We start from the raw sequence: 4,776 nt of genomic DNA on the forward strand, positions 1-4,776 counted from the left end.
AAAAAATAATAAACTTTTAGAAAACGGAACAGATACTGAAAAAATTGCTGCACTTCAAGCTAAGCTAGCTGAGTTAAATGAGCAAGTTGATAGCTTAGAAGAACAAAAAGAAGAAATTGTAAAACGTGCTAATGGTCGAGCTGGATATGTTTATGTGATCTCAAACTTAGGGTCATTTGGAGAAGATATGTTTAAAGTCGGAATGACAAGACGTTTAAATCCATTAGATAGAATAGATGAATTAGGGAATGCTTCTGTTCCGTTTAAATTTGACATTCATGCAATGGTATTTAGTGATAATGCTGTAGAATTAGAACAAAAAATTCATGATCGACTGGATCAACAACGGGTTAATAAGATTAACTTAAGAAAAGAATTCTTTTATTCTGATATCGAAAACTTACAAGCCATTGTTCAAGATATTGACTCAACTGTTGAATTCACGACAACATTAGCAGCTGAGGAGTATCGTCAGAGTAAGAGTATAAGAGATGATGAAAATAAAAATAGAATAGCGTAAGGAAGTTAATTTTTGGTGAAGCAAGGTTATGTGGCCTTGCTTTTTTGCTTTTGCTAAGCTTGCGTTTTAAAAAATATTAGGAGGATTTTGTCAAAGCTGATAAGGGGCAGTCCTAAGCGGAATCCTTTTCCGCAGCCGCTAACACTTTTTTGGATAACAAGAAGCAGCACTTTTGGTTAGTCCTTATTTAGATATGACGTTCGGAGATTTTGCGGTCAGACAAGTGATTTGGCTTCGGTTGCTGGTTCCGTTCTTATCGGATACTACCTACTTAGAGCTATTTGAAATACCTCCTTTCTTTGGACTTTATAGCTGCTAATTATGGCGAAAATTATTGTGCCTAAAACAGAAATTTTTAAAGCGTCTGATGAGCTGAATTGGAAAAGATAAGGAGTCCACTCTATGCGGTGGCTCGCGAACGAGTACTGAACTTCAGTTGGCATTAAATATTGGTGCGATGTTGGCTTTCATCGCTCTCATTGCCATGATTAATGGTCTGTTGTGATGATAGGTGGTTGGTTCCGATTTGGAAATTTGCCCCCTTGAGTGGATTACCGGCATTCTTTTTGCTCAGTTGCCCTCCTACCGTAATTCGTTATTGCATCAGGATCGGCAGCAATGTCACGATATGATTCAGGTTCGATCACATAATCGGTCTGCTGCTAGGCACGGGAATTTATCCGGGCTTTTTTATTGTAGAAGTTCAGGGACAAGCAATACTGAAAATTTTTTTGGGGAAAGTATTGTAAAGCGCTTTCATTTGTTTTATACTTTCTATAAACCGGTTTAGTAAAACGATTTAGTAGATCGGTTTAGTAAAGTTATGAGGTATTTAATGATGAAAACAATTACGATTACAGATGTTGCCAAGCATGCAAATGTATCTAAAAGTACGGTTTCACAGTATTTAAATAAGAGATTCGATTACATGGGTGAAAAAACAAAAGAAAGAATCGAGTTAGCTATTAAAGAGTTAGGTTATCAACCAATATTGTGGCTAGAAGTTTAAAACAAAAGTCGACGTCAACTATTGGAGTGATTGTTGCAAATATACTTCATGCGTTTTCCACACAAGTGATTAGAGCAATAGAAGATTATTGTCATGAATCTGATTTTCACATTATTGTTTGTAATGCAGATGATAACCCTGATAAAGAGAAAAGGTATATTGAGATGTTATTAGCAAAGCAAGTTGACGGGCTGATTGTTTTCCCTACTGGGGACAATGTCGAGTTATATGAAAAAATGGTGAAGGATCAATTTCCAATCGTTTTTGTTGATAGAACGGTCGACAACGTAAACGCCCCAGCCATTGTGTTAGATAATGAAAAAGCATCTAGCTTAGCGGTTGCTCATTTAGCCAAAAAAGGATATGAACGTGTTGGAATCATTACACCTTCTCTTAAAAGAGGGATTTCTGCAAGGTTAGGGCGGATTAACGGGTTTCGACAGTCAATGATTGAGCAAAACTTACCAATCATTGAAGATTTTATCAAGAGTGTAGAAATAAATGAGGTCCAATCAACTTTAGAAAAAATGATGACGTTACCAGTGCCGCCACAAGCCATTTTGGCAGGGAATGACCGTGTGTTAATGGAGATTTTGAGATATACAAAAGCTAACTCTATTAATATACCGAATGATTTAGCAATTATAGGCATTGATGATGTTTCCTTTGCAAGTATTTATAGTCCTGCATTAACCGTCGTTTCTCAACCTGCGTTTGAGATGGGAAAGCAGGCAGCAACCTTAATTCTATCATTCATTCAAAAAAAAGAAGAGAAGACGTTAGTTTATACTTTTGAACCTACCTTAATAAATAGAGAATCTTGTTAACAGGGCGATCTTAAGAAAGAGGAGAGTGATCATATGGTGGATGTATTAACAATTGGGGACGCAATGGTCTCATTAAACCCGCAAGCGAAAGGGCCACTTAGATTTGTTTCAACCTTTGAACGTAAAGTAGGAGGGGCAGAGTTGAATGTAGCCATTGGGTGTTCGAGATTAGGCTCAATGCCAAGTGGATAAGCCGGCTAGGAAAGGATGAATTCGGAAGATATATATATAATTTTGTTCGTGGGGAAGGTATTGATGTCTCGGATGTAGGGCTAGTGGAAGGTTATCCGACATCGGTTCATTTTAAAGAAATACTAGAGGATGGTAGCGGCAGTACGTATTATTACCGTTCGAACTCTCCCACATCAACGCTAACTGTTGATGAGTTGAGTGACTCACAATTTACAGGGGCAAAGCTTCTTCATATAACAGGTGTCTTCCTAGCCGTTGATAAAAATAAAAATATCAGCGTGTTAAAGAAAGCGGTTGCTTTAGCAAAAGAGCATAATATGCTTATTTCTCTTGATCCCAACATTCGTTTGAAGATGTGGTCAAGGGAAGAAGCTAGAGAAGCCTTAACTGAATTCTTACCATATGTAGATATCTTATTAACAGGTTTAGATGAAGCAGAGGTCATTTTTGGTACAAATGATCCTAAAAGAGTTATTGAAGAGAGTAGCAAGTTAGGAATTTCATATGTGGCAATAAAGCAGGGTGAAAATGGATCTATTGGTTATCACAACCATGAATTTATAGAATCTGCACCAGTTAAACCAAAGAAGGTTGTCGATACCGTTGGAGCTGGTGATGGATTTGATGCAGGTTTTATTTATGGAGTCTTGCAGCAATGGCCTTTGGAGAAAATTTTACATTTTGCTAATACGATTGGATCCATGGTCGTAAGTGTTTCAGGTGATAATGAAGGATTGCCTTACTTAGATGATATTCTCGTGCGGTTAGGTGAAAAAATGTATATCGAACGATAGATTGGAGTGGAGCTTATGAATATTCAATTGGCCCTTGATAGGTTAAGTAGAGAGGAATGCTTTGACGTTATCAAGGAAACAGAACGATACATCGACTGGATTGAAGTAGGGACTGGAGTTATCAAGGAATATGGAATGTCCATTATAAGAGAAATAAAAGAAGCGTTTCCAAATAAGGTTCTTGTTGCCGATATGAAAACATGTGATGCGGGAAGATATGAAGCGGCTCAAGCGTTTGAAGCAGGGGCGGATATTACGACTGTAATGGCATTTTCAGCAGATAAAACAATCCTCGATACGTTGGAGGTAGCTCGAAAACAAGGGAAACGAGTGATGATTGACTTGCTTGGTATGACAGATCCTACGCGTCTAGAAGAGCTTGAGCAATTAGGTGTTGACTTAATTGGTTTGCATTTTGGCAAGGATATGCAACTTGAAGGAGAAATACATACGGATTTATTCAATTTAGTAGAGAGCTATTCGACCTTTGAAGTAGCTATTGCAGGCGGAATAAATATAGGATCCTTACCTGATATATTAGAAAAATCACCAAATACGATCATTGTCGGAAGCGCTATCTCAAAAGCTGAAGATCGTACGGAAGTGGCTAAGAAAATGAAAGGATTGATTAATGCGTATGAAGTCAATTATTGAGACGGTTGCAAGTGAGATGAATACGGTTTTATCTCAAGTAAGGGAAGAGGAAGCATTACTATTTAGTCAAAAGCTTCAGTCGGCTAAACGCATTTTTGTTACAGGAGAGGGACGTTCTGGATTAATGGGTAAAGCATTTGCTATGCGAATGATGCATGGAGGCTTTAATGTTTATGTGATAGGTGAAACAATTACTCCAAGTATTGAAGCAGATGATTTACTCATTGCTATATCTGGTTCTGGGTCAACAGGCGCGATTTATCAATTTGCGTCAAAAGCGAAAGAAGCTGGGGCAGACGTACTGTTAGTAACGACGAATAAAGAATCTAAAATAGGTTCAATTAGTGATGGAACATTAGTCATTCCGGCAGCCACAAAGTATCGCAGGCCTGAGGAACCAGAAACGATTCAACCACTTGGGAACCAGTTTGATCAAGCCGTTCATTTAGTGCTAGATGCGATCATCATCGGCACGTTAGAAAGCTCTAAAGATCAACCAAGCTTTGCAGAAATGACAAAACGTCATGCCAATCTTGAATAACATTTTGTATAAATTACAAAATTGTTATAAAAAAAAGAAACTGAGGGGGAAGTATACTATGAAAAAGTTTTTCTCAAAACAGCTGTTGGAGTATTAGCACTTTCGACAATTTTAGCCGGGTGTGGTGGTGGACAGCAAGAAACAAGTGGCAACGGAGAACAATCCGGTGAAACAGTTGATAGCCTAAAGATTATTGCAGCACACAATCAAACATCACCGGATAATCCATATCAAACTGG

The 4,776-nt window shown here is 37.9% G+C and carries 5 protein-coding genes and 1 pseudogene; all 6 read left to right on the plus strand.

The window, feature by feature from the left end:
• On the plus strand, nucleotides 1–520 hold a 520-nt coding region (locus tag JCM9140_RS21480; RefSeq protein ID WP_034751563.1), incomplete at its 5' end, for a GIY-YIG nuclease family protein.
• Nucleotides 521–1,358: 838 nt separating this feature from the next.
• Nucleotides 1,359–2,356: pseudogene (locus tag JCM9140_RS21485) on the plus strand (LacI family DNA-binding transcriptional regulator).
• A gap of 33 nt (nucleotides 2,357–2,389) precedes the next feature.
• On the plus strand, nucleotides 2,390–2,548 hold the full coding sequence (locus JCM9140_RS25355) for a hypothetical protein (RefSeq protein WP_369384478.1): 159 nt from the start codon (nucleotides 2,390–2,392) through the stop codon (nucleotides 2,546–2,548).
• Nucleotides 2,515–3,342, plus strand: a complete 828-nt coding sequence (locus JCM9140_RS21490) for a sugar kinase (protein ID WP_369384479.1) — start codon at nucleotides 2,515–2,517, stop codon at nucleotides 3,340–3,342. Before JCM9140_RS25355 ends, JCM9140_RS21490 begins: the two co-directional genes overlap by 34 nt.
• A 15-nt stretch (nucleotides 3,343–3,357) precedes the next feature.
• The gene (gene hxlA, locus JCM9140_RS21495) at nucleotides 3,358–3,996 is read left to right on the plus strand and encodes a 3-hexulose-6-phosphate synthase (RefSeq protein WP_034751568.1); all 639 of its coding nucleotides are present in this window, start codon (nucleotides 3,358–3,360) and stop codon (nucleotides 3,994–3,996) included.
• Complete coding sequence (hxlB, locus tag JCM9140_RS21500; RefSeq protein ID WP_034751571.1) at nucleotides 3,980–4,537, plus strand: 6-phospho-3-hexuloisomerase; 558 nt, start codon at nucleotides 3,980–3,982, stop codon at nucleotides 4,535–4,537. Before hxlA ends, hxlB begins: the two co-directional genes overlap by 17 nt.
• Nucleotides 4,538–4,776 lie beyond the last annotated feature (239 nt).

Source organism: Halalkalibacter wakoensis JCM 9140, from assembly GCF_000513095.1.
In the GTDB taxonomy this organism is placed as follows: Bacteria; Bacillota; Bacilli; order Bacillales; family Bacillaceae_D; genus Halalkalibacter; species Halalkalibacter wakoensis.